Origin of the sequence: Falsiroseomonas sp., assembly GCF_030695085.1 — a bacterium.
Taxonomy (GTDB): domain Bacteria; phylum Pseudomonadota; class Alphaproteobacteria; order Acetobacterales; family Acetobacteraceae; genus Falsiroseomonas.
The window spans coordinates 1-2,203 of the sequence record NZ_JAUYTS010000162.1 but is presented as its reverse complement, the minus strand read 5'-3'; the positions used below and the strand labels follow the sequence as shown (position 1 = coordinate 2,203).

Sequence of the window (2,203 nt, the reverse complement as noted above, 5' to 3'; positions counted from 1 at the left end):
GGGGGCAATGGTGAAGGGCGCTTGTTTTGAAATGAAGGAACTGATCCTCGGCGGCGCCCGCTCGGGCAAGAGCGCCCTGGCGGAGCGCCTCGCCGCAGAAAGCGGTCTTGGTGTTGTTTACATCGCCACGGCCACCGCCGGCGATGCCGAAATGGCCGGGCGCATCGCCCACCACCGGGAACGGCGTCCTGGCGGGTGGGGCTTGGTGGAAGAGCCCCGTCACCTCGCCGCAGCGCTTCAGGGCGCGGCTGCTTCGGACCGCTGCCTGCTGGTGGACTGCCTGACCCTGTGGCTGAACAACGTGATTGCCGAAGAGGCGCTTTACCGGCGGGAACGGTCGGCATTGCTGGATGCCTTGCCCGGCTTGCCGGGACGGGTCATCCTGGTGAGCAACGAGGTGGGCATGGGAATCGTCCCGCTGGGGGAGTTGACCCGGCGATATTGTGATGAGGCGGGGCGCCTGCATCAGGACCTGGCGCAACTGTGCGACCGGGTGACTTTAGTGGCGGCAGGTCTGCCGCTGGTTTTGAAAGGGAATCCATTATGAGTTTCAACTGGCTGGAAACGCCGGCCGCATCTTTGAATAATGCGGCGCTAAAGGCGGCGCAGGCGCGCCAGATGCAGCTCACCAAGCCGGCCGGCTCTTTGGGCTATCTGGAGGAGATCGCCATTCGCCTCGCCGGGATGCAGGGCACCCAGCAAGCGGATCTTTCGCGGGTGCGCATTGTGGTGTTCGCCGCCGATCACGGCATCGCTGTGGAAGGCGTGTCGGCCTTCCCCCAGGAGGTGACCGGGCAGATGATCCTGAATTTCGCCCGCGGCGGCGCCGCGATCAGCGTGCTGGCACGCAACCTGGGGGCCTCTCTGGAAGTGGTGGACGTGGGCAGCGTTGGGAACGGCGAAGCCCTGCCCGGCGTGGTCGTGCAGAAGGCGGCCAGCGGCACGGCCAATTTCCGCCGCAGTCCGGCGATGACCGGGGCGCAGCTGGCGGCGGCCTTGCAGGCCGGTCGTGACGCGGTGGAGCGGGCGCTGAAAGGCGATGCGCAGCTCTTCATCGGCGGCGAGATGGGGATCGCCAATACCACCGCCGCCACCGCCCTGGCCTGCGCCCTGCTGGGGCGGTCCGCCAGCGAGATTGCCGGGCCGGGCACGGGCCTGGATGCGGCGGGGGTGACGCGCAAGGCGCGGATCATCGACGAATCGCTGGAATTGCACCGCGCGGCCATGACTTCCCCGCTCGAAGCGTTGCGCCACGTCGGCGGTTTCGAGATCGCGGCGCTTGCCGGGGCCTACATCGCCTGCGCCCAGGCCGGCCTGCCGGCTCTGGTGGACGGCTTCATCGCCAGCTCTGCGGCACTGGTGGCGATGAAAATCCGGCCGGATGCGGCAAACTGGTGGTTCTACGGCCATGCCTCTGCCGAACCGGGCTATGTGCACCTGATGCAGGCGCTGGGCGCCAAGCCCCTGGTGAACCTGGGGATGCGTCTGGGCGAAGGCAGCGGCGCGGCGGTGGCGCTGCCGATCCTGCGGCTCGCCGCCGCGCTGCACGGGCAAATGGCCACTTTCGGCGATGCCGGGGTGTCGGAAGGCTCATGCTAGAAACCGCCATGGTGACTACCATCGACCTGATCCGCCACGGGGAACCCATCGGTGGCGCCAAGTTTCGCGGTCACACCGACGATCCCTTGAGCGAAACGGGCTGGGCGCAGATGCGCGCAGCCGTCCAGGGCGAGAGCCCGTGGCAGATCGTGGTCAGTTCCCCGCTGCTGCGCTGCGCCGAATTCGCCGCCGAGCTTGCCGCAAGCGCCGATGTCCCGCTGGAAACCGAGGCAGGCTTCAAGGAGATCGGCTTCGGCGAGTGGGAAGGCCGCACGTCCGAGGAGCTGATGCAAAGCGCCCCCGACTGCCTCGACCTGTTCTGGCGCGACCCGGCCTGTTACACGCCGCCCGGCGGGGAGTCCTTGGAGGCCTTCGCTGCGCGGGTGACGGCGAGCTGGATCGATACGCTGGCTCGCCACGCGGGCAAAAAGATCCTGCTGGTGGCGCACGGCGGCGTGAACCGCGTGATTCTCTGCCACGTCCTGAAAATTCCGCTCCAGAACATGTTTCGCCTGCAAGTGCCGTTCGCCGGCATGAGCCGGGTACGGGTCATCGGCAGCGGCAGCGAGGCTCTGCCGCAACTGGTGTTCCACGGTAGTCCGCA

Annotated in this window: 3 protein-coding genes; all 3 read left to right on the top strand. The window is 67.6% G+C overall.

All coding sequences use genetic code 11. The features are described 5' to 3' along the window. Positions 1-7: 7 nt before the first annotated feature. Positions 8-547 (top strand): bifunctional adenosylcobinamide kinase/adenosylcobinamide-phosphate guanylyltransferase, encoded by a 540-nt coding sequence (gene cobU, locus Q8S40_RS18195; RefSeq protein WP_305671511.1) that lies wholly within the window; start codon positions 8-10, stop codon positions 545-547. Further along, on the top strand, positions 484-1,599 hold the full coding sequence (gene cobT / locus Q8S40_RS18190; protein ID WP_305671510.1) for a nicotinate-nucleotide--dimethylbenzimidazole phosphoribosyltransferase: 1,116 nt from the start codon (positions 484-486) through the stop codon (positions 1,597-1,599). Before cobU ends, cobT begins: the two co-directional genes overlap by 64 nt. 8 nt (positions 1,600-1,607) lie before the next feature. Continuing rightward, a partial coding sequence (locus Q8S40_RS18185; RefSeq protein ID WP_305671509.1) for a histidine phosphatase family protein occupies positions 1,608-2,203 on the top strand: 596 nt, incomplete at its 3' end.